21 protein-coding genes, 1 tRNA gene and 1 riboswitch are annotated in these 21,036 nt (G+C 35.7%); of the genes, 9 read left to right on the top strand and 13 right to left on the bottom strand.

All coding sequences use genetic code 11. The annotated features are described in order from the left end of the window. The first annotated feature begins 26 nt into the window (after nucleotides 1-26). Nucleotides 27-632, top strand: coding sequence for a PepSY domain-containing protein (locus tag BN55_RS03895; protein WP_008470517.1), 606 nt, complete (start codon nucleotides 27-29; stop codon nucleotides 630-632). Between the two features lie 58 nt (nucleotides 633-690). On the opposite strand, the gene bsh is transcribed toward BN55_RS03895, so the two are convergent. The 10 genes from bsh to BN55_RS03945 form a co-directional block, all read right to left on the bottom strand. Then, nucleotides 691-1,641: a choloylglycine hydrolase gene (gene bsh / locus BN55_RS03900; RefSeq protein ID WP_008470519.1), complete on the bottom strand. Its 951-nt coding sequence runs from the start codon at nucleotides 1,639-1,641 to the stop codon at nucleotides 691-693. Between the two features lie 2 nt (nucleotides 1,642-1,643). Next, nucleotides 1,644-3,002 carry a conjugated bile salt MFS transporter gene (locus BN55_RS03905; RefSeq protein ID WP_008470521.1) on the bottom strand — a complete coding sequence of 453 codons (1,359 nt, stop codon included), beginning with the start codon at nucleotides 3,000-3,002 and terminating at the stop codon, nucleotides 1,644-1,646. A 26-nt stretch (nucleotides 3,003-3,028) separates the two neighbouring features. Continuing rightward, nucleotides 3,029-4,387, bottom strand: coding sequence for a conjugated bile salt MFS transporter (locus tag BN55_RS03910; protein WP_008470522.1), 1,359 nt, complete (start codon nucleotides 4,385-4,387; stop codon nucleotides 3,029-3,031). 251 nt (nucleotides 4,388-4,638) lie between these two features. Then, entirely contained in the window at nucleotides 4,639-4,872 is a 234-nt protein-coding gene (locus BN55_RS03915; RefSeq protein ID WP_008470523.1) for a cytochrome b5 domain-containing protein, read from the bottom strand. A gap of 76 nt (nucleotides 4,873-4,948) precedes the next feature. After that, nucleotides 4,949-5,296, bottom strand: a complete 348-nt coding sequence (locus BN55_RS03920) for a hypothetical protein (RefSeq protein WP_008470524.1) — start codon at nucleotides 5,294-5,296, stop codon at nucleotides 4,949-4,951. 32 nt (nucleotides 5,297-5,328) lie between these two features. Further along, nucleotides 5,329-6,198, bottom strand: coding sequence for a lysophospholipid acyltransferase family protein (locus BN55_RS03925; protein WP_008470525.1), 870 nt, complete (start codon nucleotides 6,196-6,198; stop codon nucleotides 5,329-5,331). A gap of 32 nt (nucleotides 6,199-6,230) precedes the next feature. After that, nucleotides 6,231-7,181 carry a glycosyltransferase family 8 protein gene (locus BN55_RS03930; protein ID WP_008470526.1) on the bottom strand — a complete coding sequence of 317 codons (951 nt, stop codon included), beginning with the start codon at nucleotides 7,179-7,181 and terminating at the stop codon, nucleotides 6,231-6,233. 22 nt (nucleotides 7,182-7,203) lie between these two features. After that, entirely contained in the window at nucleotides 7,204-8,031 is an 828-nt protein-coding gene (locus BN55_RS03935; protein WP_008470528.1) for a glycosyltransferase, read from the bottom strand. A gap of 13 nt (nucleotides 8,032-8,044) precedes the next feature. Beyond that, nucleotides 8,045-8,809 (bottom strand): lysophospholipid acyltransferase family protein, encoded by a 765-nt coding sequence (locus tag BN55_RS03940; RefSeq protein WP_008470529.1) that lies wholly within the window; start codon nucleotides 8,807-8,809, stop codon nucleotides 8,045-8,047. Between the two features lie 70 nt (nucleotides 8,810-8,879). Beyond that, nucleotides 8,880-8,952 (bottom strand) — tRNA-Lys (locus BN55_RS03945). A 145-nt stretch (nucleotides 8,953-9,097) separates the two neighbouring features. On the opposite strand from BN55_RS03945, the gene yycF reads away from it, so the two are divergent. The 7 genes from yycF (at nucleotide 9,098) to rlmH (ending at nucleotide 17,008) form a co-directional block, all read left to right on the top strand. After that, nucleotides 9,098-9,805: a response regulator YycF gene (yycF, locus tag BN55_RS03950; protein WP_008470530.1), complete on the top strand. Its 708-nt coding sequence runs from the start codon at nucleotides 9,098-9,100 to the stop codon at nucleotides 9,803-9,805. A 42-nt stretch (nucleotides 9,806-9,847) separates the two neighbouring features. Further along, the gene (walK, locus tag BN55_RS03955; RefSeq protein ID WP_008470531.1) at nucleotides 9,848-11,704 is read left to right on the top strand and encodes a cell wall metabolism sensor histidine kinase WalK; all 1,857 of its coding nucleotides are present in this window, start codon (nucleotides 9,848-9,850) and stop codon (nucleotides 11,702-11,704) included. Beyond that, nucleotides 11,694-13,028 (top strand): YycH family regulatory protein, encoded by a 1,335-nt coding sequence (locus BN55_RS03960; RefSeq protein WP_008470533.1) that lies wholly within the window; start codon nucleotides 11,694-11,696, stop codon nucleotides 13,026-13,028. Before walK ends, BN55_RS03960 begins: the two co-directional genes overlap by 11 nt. Then, nucleotides 13,018-13,854 carry a two-component system regulatory protein YycI gene (locus BN55_RS03965; RefSeq protein WP_008470535.1) on the top strand — a complete coding sequence of 279 codons (837 nt, stop codon included), beginning with the start codon at nucleotides 13,018-13,020 and terminating at the stop codon, nucleotides 13,852-13,854. The genes BN55_RS03960 and BN55_RS03965 overlap by 11 nt, the downstream gene beginning before the upstream one ends. A gap of 16 nt (nucleotides 13,855-13,870) precedes the next feature. Next, entirely contained in the window at nucleotides 13,871-14,668 is a 798-nt protein-coding gene (locus tag BN55_RS03970; RefSeq protein WP_008470536.1) for an MBL fold metallo-hydrolase, read from the top strand. An 81-nt stretch (nucleotides 14,669-14,749) separates the two neighbouring features. After that, nucleotides 14,750-16,009 carry a S1C family serine protease gene (locus tag BN55_RS03975; RefSeq protein ID WP_008470537.1) on the top strand — a complete coding sequence of 420 codons (1,260 nt, stop codon included), beginning with the start codon at nucleotides 14,750-14,752 and terminating at the stop codon, nucleotides 16,007-16,009. 519 nt (nucleotides 16,010-16,528) lie between these two features. Continuing rightward, complete coding sequence (rlmH, locus tag BN55_RS03980; RefSeq protein WP_008470538.1) at nucleotides 16,529-17,008, top strand: 23S rRNA (pseudouridine(1915)-N(3))-methyltransferase RlmH; 480 nt, start codon at nucleotides 16,529-16,531, stop codon at nucleotides 17,006-17,008. Nucleotides 17,009-17,020: 12 nt separating this feature from the next. Here the strand turns inward: rlmH and BN55_RS03985 are convergent, their stop codons facing one another. The 3 genes from BN55_RS03985 to BN55_RS03995 are packed head-to-tail and all read right to left on the bottom strand — an operon-like array spanning nucleotide 17,021 to nucleotide 19,581. Further along, nucleotides 17,021-17,674 (bottom strand): energy-coupling factor transporter transmembrane component T family protein, encoded by a 654-nt coding sequence (locus tag BN55_RS03985; RefSeq protein WP_008470539.1) that lies wholly within the window; start codon nucleotides 17,672-17,674, stop codon nucleotides 17,021-17,023. Nucleotides 17,675-17,687: 13 nt separating this feature from the next. Continuing rightward, the gene (locus BN55_RS03990; RefSeq protein ID WP_008470541.1) at nucleotides 17,688-19,040 is read right to left on the bottom strand and encodes an ATP-binding cassette domain-containing protein; all 1,353 of its coding nucleotides are present in this window, start codon (nucleotides 19,038-19,040) and stop codon (nucleotides 17,688-17,690) included. Further along, nucleotides 19,009-19,581 carry an ECF transporter S component gene (locus tag BN55_RS03995; RefSeq protein ID WP_008470544.1) on the bottom strand — a complete coding sequence of 191 codons (573 nt, stop codon included), beginning with the start codon at nucleotides 19,579-19,581 and terminating at the stop codon, nucleotides 19,009-19,011. Before BN55_RS03995 ends, BN55_RS03990 begins: the two co-directional genes overlap by 32 nt. Nucleotides 19,582-19,638: 57 nt before the next feature. Continuing rightward, nucleotides 19,639-19,727, bottom strand: a riboswitch (TPP riboswitch). A gap of 107 nt (nucleotides 19,728-19,834) precedes the next feature. Here BN55_RS03995 and BN55_RS04000 point away from each other — a divergent pair. Then, nucleotides 19,835-20,776, top strand: coding sequence for a helix-turn-helix transcriptional regulator (locus tag BN55_RS04000; protein WP_008470545.1), 942 nt, complete (start codon nucleotides 19,835-19,837; stop codon nucleotides 20,774-20,776). Nucleotides 20,777-21,036: the final 260 nt, after the last annotated feature.

A 21,036-nucleotide genomic window follows, 5' to 3' on the forward strand; every position in this document is an offset into this window, starting at 1 on the left:
AATTTAAAACTTAAGGAGAAACAGCAATGATTAACAAAACTAAAATCACCAAATTATTAACTGCGACCGCTTTACTAGGCACGATAGGCGTAGCCACTGCTGCCTGCAGCAATGATTCTAATAACCAAAGTAAGCAATCTAGTGTAAAAAAGAATGTTAAAGATAAGGCAAGTAATACAAAGAATACAGTAAGAAAAGCTCAAATCGATCTTAGTCAAACTGAAGCTTTGAACAAATTTGATAAAAAATACAGCGATAAAAAGATCAAAAAAATTGAATTAAAATTAGACGGTAATAAATATGTTTACGAGATTACTGGCTTTGATAAGAGTAATGAATACGAAATGACTATTAATGCAGCTAATGGTAAGCAAGTCAAAGCTAGTTCTGAAAAACTTGATTTAGATGAGCGTTTGCAAAAGGGGCTAGATTTAGATAAGACAATCTCTCGTAAGCAAGCTAGCGATATTGCTGAAAAAGAAGTGAAAAATAGTACTGCTAAAGAATGGACTCTAAAAATGAATAAGGATAAGGCAATTTGGGATGTTACTGTAGAATCAGGTACAAGTAAGCATGAAGTGGAAATTGATGCTATTTCTAAGAAAGTTATTAAATCAGAAAAAGATGACTAAACAAAAAATTCAGAGCAATAACGCTCTGAATTTTTTGTGGATATAGCAGTTGATTAGATTAATAAGTAATTAACTTATCTGCATTCATTGTTTCGTCGTCTAATTTATAAGTCTTCAATTCAAAATCATTTTCAAAGTTGCAGTAATAAGTCTTAGTAGCGGCAGAGTAACAAGCTGAGTAGACAGTATATTCATCATTGCCTTGGTTGTTGACAACGCTACCCTTAATCATGGCAACTGACTTTAAAATATTAAAGAACTTAGCAACATTAGCTTTTTCGCCTTTTACAGTTGGATAGTTAACATTTAAGTAAGCAGCTTTAACAAAACGATCAGCTGGAATACTATCACCTGGTAGACCTAAACTACCAGTACCTACGCCCCATGGGGCAACTTTTTGACCATTCCAGCTTTGAGCGCTAGCGTCATGTGGATCTAATCCAGTGTAGTTACCAAGATTAGTTAAGTGCCAGTTGAAATCTGGGCTATTAGTTAAAACACCCAATTTATCTTCAAATACTTTCATGCCATATTGCTTTGAAACTTCAACAATAATAGCTTCATCTTTATCGCTAATAATCCAGTGAAGAGGAGCTACTTCAAATGATGAGTTAATAGCTTCATTTACTAAGTTAACATTCTTTAAGGCGTCTTTAACGTCGCTAACTTTAGTAAAGTTTTGAGTAACCCATAGCATGATTTCATAAGATGCTAAGTTGATTTTGCCATCAATTGGACCATCACTAAATTTGGCAAAGTGTGGGAAATTAAGACCCGCAATGCCTAAGCCATCTTCGTTAAAGCAATCAAAATATGATGGATAGCCATCAACCACAATTCCCATACCAATAACGGCTTTTTTAGTCTTGGTATCATCTAAGAATTTATAAGGAAGGGGATAGTTACGAGGTGTAATAATTACGCCTTCGCCATAATCTTGTCCTACGTCTAAATTACGGCCAAAATATAAATTTCCTTGATCATCAGTAAATCTTAAACCTGTACACATTGTTAATTCTCCTTTGCACTAGTTGCAGCCTTAGCTTGCTGAGCAATATATTTCTTTTGATATCTCTTAATAGCTACAACGGAAATAACTAATAAAACAAATCCAATAATTACAAATGCCATCATGAACCACCATGCAGTGGTGAAGTTTGCTTTGCCTTTGATAATACCAAATAGCGGAGCACCAATGGCGTAACCAATAGCGTAAGCTAAGCCAACATATCCAAGCATTACACCTTGATCTTTAGCACCAAATAAGTCTTTTGCCATAAAAGCAGGACCTGACATGTAGCTAAAGACAGCTAAACCACAAAAGATAGCGTAAGCAATACCAATTGCTCTGCTTTGACTTGCACCGTATGGCTGGAAGCTGATCAAAATCATCATTCCAATAGAAATGACATACATGCATCCGGCATAGGCCATTGATTTAGCGGTGCCAAACTTATCAAATAAGACACCACCGGAAATATTTCCAATTAAACAGCCAACGCCATACATTGATCCAACTAAACCAACGTCGGTTAAAGACATTTTAGTATCAAGAAAGGCTGCATAGTCTTCGTTTAATGAGGCAAGTCCTAAACCAATAATTAAGAATCCTAAACTAAAGATCCAGAACCACTTCATTTTAATAACTTGTTTACTTGACCAGCCTTGGAATTCGTGAGCTTTCTTAGCACTGGCAGCAGCTTTGCCTTCTTGGATCTCTTTTTGAGTAGCAACAATTTCACCTTTCTTAGGGGTTCTAATGAAGCAAGCAATAATGACACCGATGATTGCTAAAGCAATAGCAAAGTAGAAAAATGGTGCCATTGAAGTTAAGTGACCAGTCTTAGTGTTACCAGTCATGTAGTTTTGTAAAACTTTTTGAGTGATTGGTTGTAAGAAAATATTACCAATTGAACCACCACAAAAGGCGATCCCTAAAGCAGCACCACGCCCCTTGTATGGGAACCAGTGGTTAATAACCCAAGGAACACCTTGGCCTGAGAAGAATGTTGAACCAATCATACAAATGATAGCTGCAGTGTAAAAGCCTGGTAATTTTGTACTAATACCAAAAATCACATAGGCAATTGCAGATAAGCCGATACCAATTAAATACATAATTCGAAAGTTTACTTTCTCCAAAGCTTTACCAATAAATGGCGAAGCAACAGAGGCAGCTATCGCACCAAAAGTAAAGATTAAGGTGTAAGAAGCTAAAGTAAAGTGGAACGTGTTAACTAATGGGTGAATAAACAAAGGCTGAATGTTTTGTGCGATTCCGTAAGGAATAGCTTGTGTTAACATACACAGAAAGACCATAAAATACTTATAGCCTTTACTTACTGTTTTTTGATCAGCGTTCGTAGACATGTGATCTCCTTCTTTCTAAAGTAAAATTATTTATCTAGTAAAACTTTATCTTGCGTGTTTGCAGCCATTTGATGTTGCATCTTCTTAATTCGAATAGCTGCAATGATTAGTAAGATAAAACCAATCGTGACAAAACAAATGGTAAACATCCAAGCCACGGTAAAGTTAGTTTTGCCTTTAATAATGCCAAATAGCGGAGCGCCGATGGCAAAACCAACAGCATAAGCTAAACTGATGTAACCTAAGTTAACACCTTGTGCTTTTGCGCCAAATAAGCTCTTAGCCATAAAAGCAGGACCTGACATATAGCTAAATACTGATAAGCCACTAGTAATGGCCCAGCCAAAGCCGGCATATAGGTTAACTTGGTCGCCAAATGGGTGAAAGCTAATAAATATCATCATTAAAATGGAAATAACTAGCATAATTCCGGCATAAGCCATTGATTTAGCTGTGCCGAGTTTATCAAATAGATAACCACCTGAAATGTTGCCGATGATTCCGGCCGCTCCGAATACGGAACCGATAAGTCCAACCTGGGTAAGTGATAGCTTAGTATCCAAAAATGCGGCATAGTCTTCGTTTAAAGAAGCAAGTCCTAAACCAATAATTAAAAAGCCGATACTAAAGATCCAAAACCATTTCATATGCAAAACTTGTTCGCCGCTCCAGCCTTGAAATTCATGAGCTTTGGCAATTTTTGCTTGGCTGCGGTTTTCGCTGATTTCTTCCAAGCTTGCAACAGATTCATCTTTTTTAGGAACTCTAATGAAGCAAGCAATAATTAAACCGATAATCAGTAAAGCAACTGCAAAAATGAAAAATGGTGCCATTGAAGTTAAATGACCAGTCTTAGTATTGCCAGTCATAAAGTGACTTAAAATACTTTGAGTAATCGGTTGTAAAAAGATATCACCAATTGAACCACCACAAAAAGCTAATCCTAAAGCTACGCCACGACCCTTGTATGGGAACCAGTGGTTAATAACCCAAGGAACACCTTGACCAGAATAAAATGTAGAACCAACCATACAGATAATTCCGGCTAAATAAAATTCTGGCAATTTTGTACTGATACCAAAAATTACATATGCACCAGCTGAAAGAACAATACCAATTAAATATAAAATCTTAAAGTTAACCTTTTGTAGAGCTTTTCCTACAAAGGGAGAGACTATCGAACCCACGATTGCACCGAAGGTAAAGATTAAGGTATACGAAGCCAGCGTAAAGTGGAAAGTATTAACAATAGGGTGAACAAATAATGGCTGAATTAACTGAGCGATCCCGTAAGGAATCGCCTGCGTCAACATACAAAGAAACACCATGAAGTACTTGTAGCCCTTGCTGACAACTTTCGGTTTGTTAGTTAAAGCATTAGACATCCAATCTCCCTCTTCCTAGATTTATATTAGTTATCTCAAATGATTATTAGATATAGTTAATATATTCATTTTCAGTTTCATTATTGAATAAAAAAGTATACAAAGCAAAGATATTGAACTTTTTTAGCAAATATTATTGCTGAAAAAGAAAAAAGAAAAAATAATTTTGAATTGAATAGACAAAAAGTTAGGTAAAGAAAAATGCTTAGCGTGCACGCTAAGCATTTTTTGATAGTTGATATTAGTTAAAATTAGTCTTTTATAACGCCAATTTGCTTAATTTTGCCTAAAACGGAATCACCGTGTGGTGACTTGTCGTAAAGTGGCTTGGTTAAGTCATTTCCGGCTTCAAAGCCATGGTGTTCTCCATTTTTCCAGTGCGAGTTATTAGTAACGTCGTAAACTTTGCCGTTAACTGCAATATAAGCTGGATTGCCATCCTTGCCATTATATTTTTTAAGTTCTGCGAGTGTAAATTCTTTCATGGTTAAACTTCCTTTCTTAGAGAATTGTAATAGCTTTCAAAATTCACTATAGCATGTTTTTCTAAGAAAACCATTTTTAATGCTTGTGAAGTGATGAATTTTTGACTAATAATAGCCAGCCGCTACAAAGCAAAACTATAACGTAAAGCGCAAAAGGCAAAAAGCCCCAGAAATTGTTATTCCAGTAGGTAAATAATAAGTGCCAGTGACTAAAAGTAATTACAGCCATAATAATGCTTATTAAAAAGTCTAAAAAGGCAATTACAGCGTTAATAATCCTAATTTCACGCACATTATGGTCTTTGGCAAAATAGTTGCTGATTGTATAAGCCAGTAGCGAAAGTGCGAAAAAGAAGATAAACACATAAAAAAGCCAGTCACCAATAAAGTGGACTAATTGTGTTTGACTACTTGATAGCTGCATATTGAAACACCTTCATCTGTTAAAAAAGAGCCTTATTTAGGCTCTTGTGGAATATAACCAGCAATGTCGTCGTAACTAAAGTTGTAGTTTAATTTCTTACCGTAGGCCTTTTCATAGGCCTGCTTTTTTTGTTGATAATCAATATCACGCATGCGACGTGCGTTTTCATCAACAGATAAGCGTTCATTTGGATAAATTGTTGGTAAAATATGCAAAATCTTGCGTGTAGTATGAAAATCAGGATGACCTGGTTCAAGACCGTTTTTATCTTGCAATTCGACAAAGCAAGAGATAATTGGCACGTTCATCTTAGCTGCATAATAGTAAGCACCTTTTTGAAGCGGACGAGGTTTACGATAATTGAACCACATTTCTTGTTCAGGATAAATTAAGATCCAGCGATTTTTCTTAGAAAAGACATTTGCGATATGTTTAGGAAATTCACGTCCTAAATAGCGCACGCTTTGGGTAATGGGGATGCTATCGACATTATGCATCAAAAAGCCGATCCAACTTGGAAGCATTAAATTAGTATCTTCAATAACGAAGTATAAGCGTTTGTGAGCTTTCATTGCTAAGCGTTTAATTGGCAAGCTGTCGAATTGGTTAAAGTGGTTAGAAGTAACCACAGCGTTTGGAACTTTTTTGACCTTTTTTGCGCTACCAATTTTTTGGTTAGCTGTTAAGATCAGAGTCCCAGTGCCAAAAAATGCCCGCGTCATCAAGTTAGTAAACTTATGCGAAAACTTTTCGCTTTGAGCCCAAAAGTCATTAACTAATTTAATTCGCTGCTCGTGCGTTAAAACAGGGTCGTCAACTTCAGCTTTCGCATTAAAGTGACGAGCTTGAACGTTCTTTCTAATATTTTCGACAACCTGTCTTCGATGTTCTCCAATTATCATCTTAATCCTCCTGTTTTAACTTTGTGCGAATTTTAGATTCTTACAGATTCAGTTTTTTTAACTTTGGCCCATGTATATTCTTCATCAACGATTTTATCGACTTTAGCAGCCATTTTTGCCAGGTCATCGCGAGCACGCTGGCGATCTTCGTCGGTGAAGTTTTTCAATTGGTCTTTTAATTCATTATAAAACTTAGTTTCTTTAGCAACATCCCAGAAGTATTGACCATATTGGACATCTTCAAAATGCCATGGTTTAAAGAATAAATTATAGTGAACAATCTTAGGATCTTTTATTTCAGGCATGCTTTCATTTGGCATTGCATCCCATTCTTTATCTAGGTGATAAATCTTATCTTCGCAGATTTCGTTCATGTAAGCCTGGTCTGGATCTAGATTGTCAAAGTGATATTTTTCCATTAAATAATAAAACTTGTCCACAAACTTCTTATCGCGAAAAGCCTTCATATTGAACAAAATTACACCATTATTAATATACTTTTCAGGTGGAAAAATACCTTGGCATTCTTTGATGTATTTTTGAAGTAATGGCATATAGCGAATGGATAAGTCGGGACAGCTGGCAAACATGTTATCGCCAATTTCGATGTCATACATTTCACTTATGTCAGTGCAAATAATAGTATCGGCATCTAAATAAACAGCCTTGTTATATTGTGGAAATAGGTCTGGAATAAATAAACGATAAAAAATGGACATCGTAAAGAATTGACCGCGTAAATAATTTTCTTCGCCCTTGTGGATAGGTTGAACCATATCGTCGCTAATGTGAAAAATATTTACATGTACATTATCAGTGGATAAGTCTTCCAAGTCCTTTTTATGCGCATCGCTAATATCTTGCACTAATAAAGTTACGGTGTAGTCTTTATTTTTATCTGCGTGATTAATAAGCGATTTAATAGAAACGGCTGCATAAGGCGTGTAGTTGTCGCTGATTGTATAGAAAACTGGAATTGTCATTTTTTACTTTTCCTCCAAAGTATTAATTATCTTGGTATAGATTATGCCTGATTTTTAGGTATTCGTTAAGTATATCGTCATACTCATGCAAATGTAAAACGCTATGAACACGTTCAACATCCCACGGCTTAACAGTTAAGGTGTGGAAATATGGCTTAAATCTGAAACTAGTAGTGAAGTGTTGGATGACAGTATTTTTTTGCAAGCGATATTGTTCATTATATTTTCGGGGTGCGATTTTTTTCTTTGTAGCAAGTTTATTAATCGCTGATTGATCAGGAAAGAACATTTTCTTGACTTGCATCAAAGCGCGCACACGAGAAAATAGCTGAGTATGTTTAATTTCAGGCATATTTAAAAGCAAAACGCCAGAATTTAAGTAGTCAAAGATTTTTTTAGTATGTAAGTTGTGAAAGAAAAAACGTCCCCAATAATCAAGTACGCCCACTAATTCGGTATTGTGCAGATCTTGTTTATAAAATTGACTGATATCTTTTCTTACAATAATATCATCGTCTAAGTATAAAAGGCGATCCGGCAATTGTTGCAGTTGATCGGCAAATAATCTAAGCATGGCATAGGGAGTAAAACGTGTTTTCATATTTTGTAAGGGAACTTGCTTAGTAAAAAGATTCGTACAATCAATCAAAGTTAAAGTGTTTGCTGTATTTTTTTGCTTAAGCAAAGATTCGATAAAATTAGCGGCTTTTTTACTGAAGGGCTTAAATCCTGGTAAATGCATCGTTAAAATATAGAGGTGCAATTCTTCAGATGTATTTTTTAGTAATGATAAAGTAGTGATTAAAACGCCGTCTTGGGCATGCGAATCACCACAAAATAAAATATTCATATGTTCCAACCTTTTATTTTTGCTTGTAATCATAGTAAGAATAATTACTTAGTTTTGCGCGAGCTTTCATGGTATTGAAAATTGTATCATGAAGTTTTTTTTGTTGCTCTTTTTTAGAAAGGGTTTGATCTGCAAAAAATGGACCATCTATATAAACAACAATTCTTGGTCGCTTAAAAAACTTGGGCTTTTGATAAGTTGTGGTCATCACAAAAACTGGAGTTTTTAAACTTACCGCAAAGTTCATGCTGGTTTGATCAAAAGGGCGAATTTTGGTGTAGTAAGGCCAAACATGAGCTTCAGGATAGATTACAATGTGCTTATTTTGTTTAATTAATTGATCTACTGCTTTAAGCAACTTAATAGATTGTTTAATATTTTTGCCGACGGGTAAGCCCCCATAAGGCAGTAAATACTTGCCAATAAAAGGCAAGCCCCAATTTGCTTGATTAGCTAAAGCATAGTAATCCCCACTGCCTAATAAAGTCAGTGGCATAAAAGCATCATTGACTGGCTGGGTATGATTAGCGTACACAAAGTATCCGTGACCTTTGCAAGAACTCAGCTTTTGTTTACCGACGACTTTTACATGTTTAATCAGGTAAGTAAAAAGATAAGCAAAAATACTTACGCAGTAGCGGATAAGCTTGGGTTTAAGACCAGCTTTTATAATTTGGTAATTGTCGCTTAAAGAAAAATCTTGTTTTTTACTTTGAACAACATCATCAGTTAGTTGATGATAATATATTTTTTTTCTAGTTTTAGTAGATAAGACCATGATAAAGTAATTATAAAGTATTTAAGGATACAAAAAAAGCACTACAGCAATAACTGTAATGCTTAGGAGATGGGTGGTCAGGGGATCGAACCCTGGACCCACGGATTAAGAGTCCGTTGCTCTGCCAGCTGAGCTAACCACCCGTTGCGTCATCAACAAATAGTATTATGCCAGTTAAAAAAATAAAATGCAAGAGTTTTTTGCAAAAAAATTCAAATTTTTTGCAAAAGTTCGAAAAATCTATAAAAAACAGTATAATATAGATATCAATATGAGGAGGCATGATCTATGCCAAAAAAGATTTTGGTCGTTGATGATGAAAAACCAATTTCCGACATCATCAAATTTAATTTGACTAAAGAAGGATTCGATGTTGAAACTGCTTATGATGGTGAAGAAGCAGTTAAAAAAGTCGAAGAATACGATCCAGATTTAATGATTCTGGACTTGATGCTACCTAAAAAAGATGGTCTTGAAGTTGCGCGCGAAGTGCGTCAGAGCCATGACATGCCAATAATTATGGTAACTGCTAAAGATACTGAAATCGATAAAGTTTTAGGATTGGAAATGGGAGCAGACGATTATGTCACTAAGCCATTTTCTAACCGTGAATTAGTTGCGCGTGTAAAGGCTAATTTACGTCGACGCGACTTAACCCAAAAGACTAACGAAGATGATGAAAACAAAAACATTACTATTGGTAATTTAGTGATTAGGCCAGAAGCCTATATGGTAGAAAAAAATGGTGAAAAGATCGAATTAACTCACCGTGAGTTTGAACTGCTTCACTACTTAGCTCAGCATATGGGACAAGTTATGACGCGTGAGCACTTATTGCAAACGGTTTGGGGCTATGATTATTTTGGCGACGTTCGAACTGTTGACGTAACAGTTAGAAGACTGCGCGAGAAAATCGAAGATACGCCATCATCTCCAAGTATTTTAGTAACAAGACGTGGAGTAGGCTACTATGTCAAAGATCCATCTGATGAATAATTTTGTAGGCCACTGTTAAGTGGCTTTCTTTATGCGTGAAAAATGAAAAAAGTAAGAAAAGTTTTTACATCAATTAATTTTAAAATTGCGATGATTTTTATGTTGCTTTTATTAGCAACAATTGAAATTGTTGGTGCTTATTTCACTAGACAATTGGAGCAAACTTCAATTCAGTCGTTTGAAACTTCTATTCAAATTCCAAATACGATTAGCAATCAAATATCTGCACAATTGAGTAGAAGCAATATTCATAAGGCCAACCAGCAATTAAATCGTATCATTTCTAACTATAATAACAATGACGCGATTAGTTCAATTTCTATAATTGACAGTAAAGGCGTTATTCGAGCTGTATCTAACTTAAATGATCAAAATAGAGTTGGACAAAGAGCGACTAATGCTGATGTCAAAGAAGTTTTGTCATCTGGAAAGCAAGTGTCAAAAGTTATCAATGATGATGGCAATTATATGATGCAAATTACGCCGCTGACTGCAAGCAATGGGACAAACACCACTATTGGCGCTATTTCTGTACGAGCAAGTATGCAGGGCGTGTTTAATACGATTAGAAACGTTTCATTAGTATTCTTAACTGCATCGCTTGTTGCAGCATTTTTGGGTGCAATTGTAGCTTTAATTATTTCGCGTGCTATAACGCGGCCTATTGAAGAAATGCGTAAGCAAGCTTTGCGCGTATCTGATGGGGATTATTCAGGGCACGTTAAAGTCTATGCCGATGACGAATTAGGCCAATTAGCTAGAGCCTTTAATACTTTATCTGTCAGAATTGAACGTACACAAGAAGTATCTGATAGTGAAAGAAGACGACTAGACAATGTCTTAACTCACATGACCGACGGGGTTATTGCGACTGATCGTCACGGAAATATTACGATTATCAATGAAACAGCACTTGATTTTTTGGGTAAAACTGAAAAAGAAGTGATTGGCGAACCAATTACTAAATTATTAGGTCTAAAAGACGTTACTATTCAGGATTTAATGAGTAGCCAGCAAGAATTAATGGTCACGGTAAATGAAAATACTCGCGATGAAATGATCTTGCACGCGAACTTTTCATTAATTCAAAGAGTGACGGGCTTTGTATCAGGACTTGTCTGCGTTTTGCATGATATTACTGAGCAACAAAAAAACGAGCGTGAGCAGCAACAATTCGTTTCGAACGTATCGCACGAATTAAGAACGCCACTGACTAGTTTAAGAGCTTATGTAGAAGCTTTAAATGACGGTGCTTGGAAAGATCCCAACGTCGCTCCGCAATTTTTAGGCGTTATTCAAGATGAAACCCAGCGTATGATCCGTATGATTAATGACTTATTGAGCTTGTCACGAATGGATCGCGGCGTCGCAAAAATGGACTTGGAGTGGGTTAACTTTAATGATTTTGTCAGCCATGTTTTGAACCGATTCGACATGATGATTAAAACCGACGAAAAAAATAAAAAGCAAAGTAAGAAATACTCTATTAAAAGAGAATTTAGTGGTCAAGATTTATGGGTAGAAATTGATACGGACAAGATGATGCAAGTTATCGATAATATCATGAATAACGCTATTAAATATTCTCCAGATGGTGGCGTTATTACGGTGCGTCTGCTTCAAGCAAATAAGCACATTATTTTAAGTATTTCTGATCAAGGATTAGGTATTCCAAGAAAAGATTTAACTAAGATCTTTGATCGCTTTTACCGCGTTGATAAAGCACGCTCGCGTAAGCAAGGCGGAACTGGCCTAGGATTAGCTATTTCTAAAGAAATTGTCGAAGCTCACCATGGCCGTATTTGGGCTGATAGTGCAGAAGGAGAAGGTTCAACATTCTATATTTCAATTCCTTACGAACCAATGACTGAGGAAGGAGACAGCTGGGATGAAGTCTAAAGAAAAAATCGGACGCTTAATTCTACGGATAAGCTTAATTTTTATGGTATTGCTTTCGATTGTCTTGTCAGCTATTATCTGGGGCTCAGATACGCGTTTTTCAAGAATTGAGCAAACTTCAAGTCGCACCACTAATAAAGATTTAGGGCAAAAATCTTTGCGCGATATGTATGTGCCAACGCAAGTTTTTTACTATCGTAATAATAAGATGTATCAAGTTTATGATGGTAAAAATAATCTGCCTTTAGAATTCACTAAGATCACTGAATCTTTGACTAGAAATCGTGTTAGTTTAGTCAGCACTAAAGCGCAAAATTACCGTAAGATGCTTAATAAACGCGATTACATGCAGCTGACTTATCCTGATCAAATTACAATGCCTTTATTTTTAACTGGTCTATCTAAAAAAGATAGTCGCGAGTTTAATCGCTTTTTTGTGCCAACTAAAAATTCGCATTACTTATATTTAGGTAACGACAATAACAATTATCTTTACCGCATTAACGTTAATAATTTATCATTTGCCAAATTATATAAGCATGTTAAACAAGCCAATACCAAAATTGAGGTGTCTTTATCTAAGTTCAAAGATGGCTATTCAGTAATTTATGAAAACTCGCCGCAAATGCAGGTATACAGCTACTTAACTTATCAAGAATCAGATTCATATTTTGTATACCGCTTATTAGGTTCAGGTTCTCCTGCACAAAGAAATACGGGCAATACCGTAATTTATTCAAATGGGAGCTATCAGCGCTTAATTGCGGCTAAAAAGACTCATAATTATGAATTTGTCGATTACCAGCAAAATAAAGTACCAAAATTAATGACATCGCGTTTAATGGAGAGTTTGTATTATGTTAGACGCATTGGTTTATCCGAGCCGGATCTAAGATTTTTTGACGCAGATAAAGATATTTTTATGTATCAAAACTTCGTTGAAGAATATCCAATCTTTTTACCAGGACGTTATAATGCACGTGCTCAAGTTAAATTTGCTTCTAATGGGATGACAATTAACTTTAATAGTTTAGATTTACAAATCCCAGTTCCAACTACAAACAGTAAAAAGACGCTTGAGCCAACAAATAAGGCAATTCAGCGCTTAGAACAAGCTGGCTATAAAAAAGCTGACATTGAAAAGATTTTGATTGGCTATACAATTCAAGAAACTAATGATAAAAAAGATAATTTAGTTGATCTGCAGCCAACGTATTATGTGAAAATTAATAATGCATGGCAATCGCTGGATGACTGGCTTAATTTGGATGTCAAGATTGACCAGCAAGGTAACGTTAAGGAGGGACTAGTAGATGGACTTTAAACGCATTGAATGGATCTTCTTAGTGGTTTTTATTGGAATTAATATTTTTCTGGGTATCGAAATTTTTCAAACGCCAACTTTGTTAAGCAATACGCATACTTCAACGCCAACTGATTTAACAACTGAAATGGCTAAAGACAACATTACGTTGCCTAAATTAAGCGACGAACAAGGCGATGGCTATTATTTAGCAGCCAAAGTAGATAACAACTGGACGAGTAAAGCTTCTAAGCAAATTAGTTTGCAAGCGGGAGTTTCAACAGTTGATAGTTCATTAAGCGTTACGTTAGATCATCCAGTGACTATCAGCCGCAAGGCTAATAAGATGATGAAAGACATTAATAAATTTAAAAATAATCCTAAAAATGTCTATCATGGCGATGATTATGTTTACGTACCGGAACTGTCGACAACAGGTGAATATATTTTTGCACAAAAAAACAGCTATGGTGAAATCTTTTCAACCTCAGCTCGCTTGCATATTAGCGTAAAGGATCATCAGATAATTTCTTACACTCAGCGTTATGCTGGAAATGCTTCTCCAGTTCGTGAAAGACAGACTACTATTAGCGAAAAAGCAGCTATAGGATCCTTGTACACTTATAGTGAATTGCCGAATGATTCTCGCGTAGTTTGGGTGCATTTTGCTTATAGCAAGTTAATTGAAGTTAAAGGCAGCAGAATTTTCCTGCCTACTTGGGTAGTTGCAATTCAAAATAACAATACTAAGACAGTTGTGATTAAGAGAGTGAACGCCTTTAATGGCAATATTTTACAAGATAATACAATTTCCGAAGATAAAGAAGATAACAAGTCAAACGATTGATTAAGGAGAGATAATTGTGCGCGTTTCAGTGTTAGCTAGTGGCTCAACAGGAAATACGACTTTAATTGAAACTAAGCAGCATAAAGTTTTGATGGATGCCGGCATATCTGGTAAAAAGACCAAGGATCTTTTAGCTAAAGTAGGAGTAGATATTAAAGATATCGATATGGCTTTTTTGAGCCACGATCATACTGATCACTCAGGTGGTTTAGGCGTCTTGATGCGGCGCTATCCTAAAATTAACGCTTTTGCTAATTCTGGGACATGGCAGTATTTAATCGATACTAATAAAATTGGCAAATTGCCTGTCGAACAAATCAATGCTTTTGAACCAGGCAAAACAAAAACTTTTGGTGATTTAGAAGTAACGAGTTTTGCGACAAGTCACGATGCAGCTGAGCCACAGTACTATGTTTTTTCAAGCGCAGGTAAAAGATTTGCTTGTTTGACTGATACAGGTTATGTTTCAAATATAGTTAAAGATGCAATTGAAGATGCTGACGGCTATTTAATGGAATTTAATTACGATAATATGATGCTGCGAAATGGTCCTTATTCATGGGCTTTAAAACAGCGCATTATGTCAGATGTTGGTCACCTATCTAATGATCAGGCTGCCGAAACTTTGCTTGATGTGGTTTCTTTAAAAACGAAGCATATCTTTCTAGCTCATCGTAGCCAGCACAATAATACCCAGCTTTTAGCTCATGAAACAGCTTATGAAATGTTAGAAGATGGGGATGCAAATTTGCCAGCAGATGTAAAAATTATTGATACGCAAGCTAGTCAGCCGACAAATTTGTTGAAAATTTAAATTTTAGTTTACCTTTGTTCATAATTTATTCAAATTTAGTATTTATCCTTAAAGCGTATAGAGAAAAGGAGATCAGTAAATATGAATCCAGATAATCAAAATAAACAACCTAGTTCAAAGAAAAATACTTTTGTAAAAACTGGTATTGTCGGCGTTGTAGCAGGCTTGCTCGGCGGTGGCATTGCTTATGCTGGTTTATCGCAAATGAATAATGCTGATACAACTAATGCGCCTCAAACAGCAGTTGTGCAGCCTACTAAGTCATCAAAGTCGAATGCTAATAACTCACAGATGACGAACGCCTTTAATGATGTTAAAGGATCAGTTGTTTCAGTGATTAACTTGAAGCGTCAATCTGCACGTTCAAGCGGTTCTGATAGCGATTCAGATTTATTCGGTAGTTTATTTGGCGATTCTAACGGTTCATCATCGTCTTCATCAAGCAATAAGAAATCTAGTTTAGAGACTTATAGCGAAGGCTCCGGCGTGATCTATATGAAGTCTAATGGCAAAGGCTATATTGTAACTAATAATCACGTAGTATCAGGCAGCGATGCTATTCAAGTTGTTTTAAGCAATGGTAAAAAAGTTACTGCTAAAAAAGTGGGTAGCGATGCCGAAACTGACTTAGCCGTTTTAACCATTGATTCAAAATATGTTACTCAAACAGCTCAATTTGGTTCATCTAAGAACTTGCAGCCAGGTGAACAAGTAATTGCTGTGGGTTCTCCTTTAGGCAGCGAATATGCCACTAGTGTAACTCAAGGAATTATTTCAGCTAAAAATAGAACAATTAGCGTTCCCGATGAAAACGGCAATGCTTCAACTCAAGCAACTGTTATTCAAACAGATGCCGCTATCAACCCTGGTAACTCCGGTGGTCCTTTAGTTAACATGCAAGGACAAGTTATCGGAATTAACTCAATGAAGCTTTCTCAATCAACTGACGGAACTGCAGTTGAAGGGATGGGCTTTGCTATTCCAAGTGATGAAGTAGTTTCAATTATTAATCAATTAGTTAAAAACGGTAAGATTGAACGTCCGCAATTAGGCATTAAAGTGGTCTCAGTTAATGAATTAACAGATTATGGTAGACGTAAGTTAGACTTACCTGCCAGCGTTAAGAGCGGCGTTTATGTGGCTTCTGTAAGTAGCAATGGCAGCGCAGCTAAAGGTGGCATGAAAGCTAGAGATATTATTACCAAAATTGACGGTAAAGAGGTCAATGATGTTGTGTCTCTGCACACAATTTTATATAGCCACAAGATCGGCGAAACGATCCACGTACAAGTTTTACGTAATGGTAAATCACAGGATTTGAGTATAACTCTCAAAAAATAAAAAATAGACAATGTTATTAATTGATCGGAAATAAGCCATGAATTAGTACTGTGAAAGCGCTAATCATGGCTTTTTACATATAAAATTTTCGTGAAACCAAAAATAGTTCGGAATATAGACTTGTCAAGAAAACCACAAATATCCACGACTTGTGGGAAACTGTGGATAACTTTGTGGATTGTGCATAAACTCCCACTTTTGCCTTTGAATAAGATGTGGATAACTTGTGGATTGTGTGTAAACCAATTTTGATGATTTAACTTAATAAACACGTGTTCAATGCATAACCATGGGCTTTAAAGAGAAAAGTTTGTAAAAATACCAAAATATTTGACAAATGTGGAATAACTTTTTGAAAAAATTTTTTGGTTTTGCTCAACTACAAATTATTGTAACGAACGTGTCTTTGCCACAAAATATAGAAGCCGTTAATCCACAACATGGGGATAAGTCTTGTGGACGAGATGTCAATTTGAGGATAAAATAGAAAAGCAATAAAGGAAGGAAACAATAAGTTATATGAATATCAAGATTGTATGCGTGGGTAAGCTGAAAGAAAAATACTTTAAAGATGGTATTGCCGAATACATGAAGCGGATGGATCGTTATGCCAAAATGAAGATTGTACAAGTACCAGACGAAAAAGCCCCCGAAAAGCTAAGTCCTGCAGAAATGGAGCAGGTTAAGCAAATCGAAGGTGAACGAATATTAAGTAAGATAAAAGACAAAGAGTATGTTTTTGTCACAGCAATTAAGGGTAAAGAAAGAACCAGTGAAGAATTTGCTAAGGAAATCCAAGATTTGGCAACTTATGGACATTCAGATATTACTTTTGTAATTGGTGGCAGTTTAGGAACAAGTCCCGCTGTTAATAAGCGTGCCGATGATTTAATTTCTTTTGGGAAATTTACTATGCCGCACCAATTAATGCGTTTGGTTCTTGCTGAGCAAATTTATCGTGCCTTTATGATCAATAATGGCAGTCCTTATCATAAATAAAATAGTTAACAACTAAATCACTACATAAAATAAGATTGGCTGAAAGATGAGCAAAATTGCAAAGAATAAAAGCCAGTCTTTTTTTGTTAAAGAAATTGGTTCAATCACTGAACGCGTTTCGTTTTCGCGATAGCCATGAGCTAGCATTGCTTCATTTAAGCCATCGGCCCAAGAAATGGCAGATAAGATAGCTTTAAAATACAAACGTGGCGAATAAAAAGATAAGTCCATTCCCCGCATTTGACCTGCGGCATGGATTCTTTTTACTTCTTGGGCAATTTTAGGTAGTACGTTAAAAGCGGCTAATGTGCCATAGGCGAATTTACTTGGCATGTGTAAGTTTTGTTCTAAGGAGCGGCTTAATTGAGTGGCAGTCGTTGTCTTGGTTAAACAAGCTCCTAAAAATACAAATGTATAAAGGCGCGTGAATAAAATCCAGGCATAAGCTAGATCATGCTTAGGTGAATAATAAATCGCAATAAAAATCGCTATTGCAGCAATTAAGGGAACTAAGAATAGCAGAGCTAGTTCTTTTAAAGAAATACGATGCACTAAAAGATAGACTAGCGAGATAAAAATTAAGATGAGGTTAGCTAGTAGGTTTGCCTTTAGAGAAACTTCTAAAGAGATAATAAGTACTAAAATAAATTTCAAACTTGGATTCATAATTCTATCTTTCTTAATTAGATGAATAACGCAGCTTTTGATCAGACAAGCGCAAGTGATACTGACACAAGTTGTCAATGGCAGTAAATTCGTGACTGATAACAATCAAACTCTTATTTTGGCTTAAGTAATACGTCCTTAAAAAATCAATTACATCATTTAGACTGTCTTTATCAAGTCCAGCAAACGGCTCATCAAGTAGCAATACGTCTGGATTAGTCATGACCATTAGCAAAACTTGCAGCTTCTTTTTTTGACCGCCTGATAAAGAGTAGACGACTTGATCTTGATGAGAATCTAAATCCCATTTTTTTAGAATTTTGGCCAGCGCTTTTTTATCAAGCAAGGAATTGGCATTGTTTTTTTGACTAAAATCGAGTTCTTCTTTGACGGTGACCATCAAAAATTGATCGTCAGGATTTTGGAAGACTTGACTAACATGACGCAAATATGTTTTTGACTTTAATTTGCTTATTTCGCGCCCTTGATAAGTAAGTTGGCCTGAATATGGCAGCATTTGAGTCAAAACTTTAAATAAAGAACTTTTGCCAGAGCCATTTTCCCCAGTTAATAAAACGCTCGAATTTTTGGGTAAGAAAAAGTCGCTTGAATTAACTAGTGTTTTTTCTTGAGTATAAGTAAGGTTAGAACTGTTAAAGATAGCATCGGTATTTTGTGGCAAAGCAAAATGTAGCTGGCGCTTTTTTCGTGCATTAAAAAGCGCTAGCGTATTGCTCGACAAGATAAAGTTGCGGTCGTTAAATACATATACTTGGTCGTATAAATCTTGATAGCCATTCAAATTGTGATCTACGCAAATGATAGTGCAGCCATTTTCTTTAAAAGTGGCTAGTTGCTTTAATAAAAATGCACGATTACGACCATCACAACTGGCAAAAGCTTCATCTAATAAAAGCAGGTCGGGTTTCATAGCCAAAGCTAGTGCAAAAGCAACTCTTTGTTTTTCGCCACCTGACAAATTAATTAGCTTTTTGTGGAGTAAATTTTGAATATTAGTTGATTTACTTACGTGGCTAATTATTTCTTGGGCTTTATTAGGACTTGTTTGCAAATTTTCTAAAGTAAAAACTAGCTCTTCATAAGGCGTTGCCATTGTAAATTGGCGGTCAGGATTTTGAAAGATCATTGACCATTTACTTGGGACATTTTCAATTTTGCCTTGATATTTGGAATGTAGACCAGCAATTATTTTAAGCAGCGTTGATTTGCCACAACCAGTTGGCCCTGTAATTAATGAAAAACCACCCCGAGGGATGGTTAGGTTGATATTTTCTAAGATTGGCTGAGATTTTTCATAGCCAAAACTTAAGTCTTTAATCTTGAGTGGTTTGTAAGTTGATGACATGAGCTCTTTCCAATAAATTGATGATTAATTTAACTAAAACGCAGGTGAAGATGAGCATTGATGCCCAGCGCACTACGAAATAAAGAATCATGTTAAAAATAGAAAACTGATTATAGCCATTTTTAAAGAAATCATACAAGTAAGTAACGATCGTAGTCGTGGTTGCGGACAAAAACAAGGTAAACCAGCCGTAATGCTTGTAGCCGGTTAAAGTAAAACCAAGTTCGTTGCCAAGTCCTTGAATAAAACCAGATAAAAAGTTAGCGGCGCCCCATTGAGCCATGGCAAAAGTTTCAACGCAGGCACCTAAAAATTCGCCTAAAAATGCGGCTCCAGGCAAGCGGACAATAAAGCCGGCTAATGGTCCTGCCATACACCAGATTCCCATAGTAATATCATTTGCTAATGGCCCATAGCCAATTGGCGTTAAAGCCAAAGTCAAAAAGTTATAGATATTGTCGCTTGCGACATAAATAAAACCAAAAATAATCGCAATTAGCGTAATCAAAATTATATCTTTAACATGCAATTTTCTGTTCATAATTTTCCCTTTTCTAGGGGTAAAAAAATACCCCAAAAGGGGTAACTTAAATATAGTCTAAAAATAAAGCATTTTCCCTTCGCTGATATTAGTCAGATCAGGTTCAATGGGTATATTCTCAGCCAATGGCACCCCAAAATTATTGTTTACGCTTTCAATATTATCTCAAAATGACGAATCTCACAACTAAAAAATAAAAGAGCGTATAGAATAAGGTATAATAAGTATATGGGAAAGCATGAAAGGGGTCTATATGACAACTTTTTCTTTAAATAATTATATTATTGATTTATTAAGAAATAATCGCGCTCAAAGCAACGAAGTTAAAATTGAACCAAAAGACGATCATTTTAATCTGTATAGTTTATATGCAGAACGTCAGCATAGCCAAGAGGTTGTTTATCGCACTGATACGCCAACTTTAATTATGTGTTTGAACGGTTATGCGACGATCGCAGTGAAGGATTTATCTGTAAAACTTGAAACGGGCAATATCATTTTGCTTAGAACAGGAGTCTCTTACGAATTGCAGATTCAAGATCGGTCGACATTAATTGTCAAATTCAAGATGCGTCCGCGTTATAGCTGGCAAGCTGAACTTTCTAGCTTGCATTTAGCACACGATCAAGAAAAGGATTTGGTTAATTTATTTTTGACGCAGCTCAATCAAAACGGCTATTTCTGTTTCAAAAACACCTCAGTAATGTGGCCAAGTCAGATTTTAAAGCAATTAATAGACGAGTATGTGCATGGTAGTTTATTTATGTGGGTCATGGCTAGAAACTATTTTAATTTGGCTATTTTTGCTTCTTTAAGGATGCAAAAATTTGTGATGCCGACGAGTCGTCAAAGCAAAGAGTTTAAAGATCGTTTGCTAGATGAGTATATTAGTGCGCATTATAATGATATTTCGCTAGAACAAACAGCTAAATATTTTGGCTTTAACAAAAATTACTTTTCAAGTATGATCAAAGAAAAAACGGGCAAGAGTTTTGTCGATCATGTTGATGAAAGAAGAATGCAAGAAGCCTTGCGTTTGCTAGCTCAGCCAGATGTATCGCTGTATGACATTATTACGCGAGTAGGTTATTCAAGTAAGTCCTTCTTTTATAAAAAGTTCAATCGCTACTATGGTATGACGCCAGCAGCAATGAGAAAGAAGCTGTTTAAAGAGGCGAAAATGAATTTGAAATAGTCAATAAGTAGGGATGTATCATCAAAGCTACTAGCTTTGATGATTTTTTTGCGCAAAAAAATGAAGATGTCAGGTGTGACATCTTCTCAACAATTTTCTCAATATTTTTCTTTTAGGATCATCCAAATCCTGTGCTTATTTTGTGCTTATTAAGTGTGCTTAATTATTCTTAATCGATAAAGACATGTGTTAAATTATTACTTGAATTTAAACTATCTAATGTTTGCGTTAACGTTGAAGACTCTTCTATTGGCAACGTA

It is taken from the genome of Lactobacillus hominis DSM 23910 = CRBIP 24.179, from assembly GCF_000296835.1.
In the GTDB taxonomy this organism is placed as follows: domain Bacteria; phylum Bacillota; class Bacilli; order Lactobacillales; family Lactobacillaceae; genus Lactobacillus; species Lactobacillus hominis.

What these genes read in the sequence shown, in the direction of transcription:
- BN55_RS03915 (WP_008470523.1), bottom strand. Translation starts at nt 4,872, where the DNA reads ATGAAAGAATTTACACTCGCAGAACTTAAAAAATATAATGGCAAGGAT.
- BN55_RS03895 (WP_008470517.1), top strand. Translation starts at nt 27, where the DNA reads ATGATTAACAAAACTAAAATCACCAAATTATTAACTGCGACCGCTTTA.
- walK (WP_008470531.1), top strand. Translation starts at nt 9,848, where the DNA reads ATGAAAAAAGTAAGAAAAGTTTTTACATCAATTAATTTTAAAATTGCG.
- BN55_RS03905 (WP_008470521.1), bottom strand. Translation starts at nt 3,002, where the DNA reads ATGTCTACGAACGCTGATCAAAAAACAGTAAGTAAAGGCTATAAGTAT.
- BN55_RS03920 (WP_008470524.1), bottom strand. Translation starts at nt 5,296, where the DNA reads ATGCAGCTATCAAGTAGTCAAACACAATTAGTCCACTTTATTGGTGAC.
- BN55_RS03985 (WP_008470539.1), bottom strand. Translation starts at nt 17,674, where the DNA reads ATGAATCCAAGTTTGAAATTTATTTTAGTACTTATTATCTCTTTAGAA.
- rlmH (WP_008470538.1), top strand. Translation starts at nt 16,529, where the DNA reads ATGAATATCAAGATTGTATGCGTGGGTAAGCTGAAAGAAAAATACTTT.
- yycF (WP_008470530.1), top strand. Translation starts at nt 9,098, where the DNA reads ATGCCAAAAAAGATTTTGGTCGTTGATGATGAAAAACCAATTTCCGAC.
- BN55_RS03935 (WP_008470528.1), bottom strand. Translation starts at nt 8,031, where the DNA reads ATGAATATTTTATTTTGTGGTGATTCGCATGCCCAAGACGGCGTTTTA.
- bsh (WP_008470519.1), bottom strand. Translation starts at nt 1,641, where the DNA reads ATGTGTACAGGTTTAAGATTTACTGATGATCAAGGAAATTTATATTTT.
- BN55_RS03910 (WP_008470522.1), bottom strand. Translation starts at nt 4,387, where the DNA reads ATGTCTAATGCTTTAACTAACAAACCGAAAGTTGTCAGCAAGGGCTAC.
- BN55_RS03990 (WP_008470541.1), bottom strand. Translation starts at nt 19,040, where the DNA reads ATGTCATCAACTTACAAACCACTCAAGATTAAAGACTTAAGTTTTGGC.
- BN55_RS03975 (WP_008470537.1), top strand. Translation starts at nt 14,750, where the DNA reads ATGAATCCAGATAATCAAAATAAACAACCTAGTTCAAAGAAAAATACT.
- BN55_RS03940 (WP_008470529.1), bottom strand. Translation starts at nt 8,809, where the DNA reads ATGGTCTTATCTACTAAAACTAGAAAAAAAATATATTATCATCAACTA.
- BN55_RS03960 (WP_008470533.1), top strand. Translation starts at nt 11,694, where the DNA reads ATGAAGTCTAAAGAAAAAATCGGACGCTTAATTCTACGGATAAGCTTA.
- BN55_RS04000 (WP_008470545.1), top strand. Translation starts at nt 19,835, where the DNA reads ATGACAACTTTTTCTTTAAATAATTATATTATTGATTTATTAAGAAAT.
- BN55_RS03925 (WP_008470525.1), bottom strand. Translation starts at nt 6,198, where the DNA reads ATGATAATTGGAGAACATCGAAGACAGGTTGTCGAAAATATTAGAAAG.
- BN55_RS03995 (WP_008470544.1), bottom strand. Translation starts at nt 19,581, where the DNA reads ATGAACAGAAAATTGCATGTTAAAGATATAATTTTGATTACGCTAATT.
- BN55_RS03930 (WP_008470526.1), bottom strand. Translation starts at nt 7,181, where the DNA reads ATGACAATTCCAGTTTTCTATACAATCAGCGACAACTACACGCCTTAT.
- BN55_RS03965 (WP_008470535.1), top strand. Translation starts at nt 13,018, where the DNA reads ATGGACTTTAAACGCATTGAATGGATCTTCTTAGTGGTTTTTATTGGA.